The sequence below is a fragment of the Vibrio sp. 10N.261.52.A1 genome (assembly GCF_002876325.1).
Classification (GTDB): domain Bacteria; phylum Pseudomonadota; class Gammaproteobacteria; order Enterobacterales; family Vibrionaceae; genus Vibrio; species Vibrio chagasii.
This window is the reverse complement of sequence record NZ_MCYD01001093.1, coordinates 2,093-2,616: the sequence shown is the minus strand read 5'-3', so window position 1 is coordinate 2,616 and position 524 is coordinate 2,093. Positions and strand designations below refer to the sequence as shown.

Sequence of the window (524 nt, the reverse complement as noted above, 5' to 3'; positions counted from 1 at the left end):
TCTAATATAGCTGTTAGCTTTCAAGGAGGAAAATTGAGCGTAAGTGACTATATCAAAGAGGTTCGTTCTAAGATTGGAACAATGCCACTTCTTATCCCCGGCGTTGCGGGTGTCATTTTAAATGAAAATAAAGAGCTACTACTTCAGCAAAAATCAGATGGCAAATGGAGCCTTCCTGCTGGAATGATTGAACCTCAAGAGTCGCCAGTGCAAGCATTGATCAGGGAAGTTCGCGAGGAAACAGGTTTGGCTGTAAAAGTAGATCGCCTACTTGGTGTATTCGGCGGTGAGGGTTTTGGTTTTACATACCCAAATGGTGATCAAGTTGAATACACAGTTATCATGTTCAAATGTGTAGTAGAAAGTTGTTCTCAATCCGCACTCGATGATGAAACGATATGCCTTAAATGGTTTTCAAAAGGTAATATGCCAAGGCTTGAGCTGCCTTACCCGTTGGATTGTTTATTTGCAGAAAATGATTCAGCGTACTTCGTTGGCTAGAAAGCTAACAAATTGTTCAAGAG

1 protein-coding gene is annotated in these 524 nt (G+C 41.0%); it reads left to right on the top strand.

Annotated elements, in window-relative coordinates; genetic code table 11:
* The first annotated feature begins 33 nt into the window (after positions 1 to 33).
* A complete protein-coding gene (locus BCT81_RS23485) occupies positions 34 to 501 on the top strand; it encodes an NUDIX domain-containing protein (RefSeq protein ID WP_102426040.1) in 468 nt (155 codons plus the stop codon).
* Positions 502 to 524 lie beyond the last annotated feature (23 nt).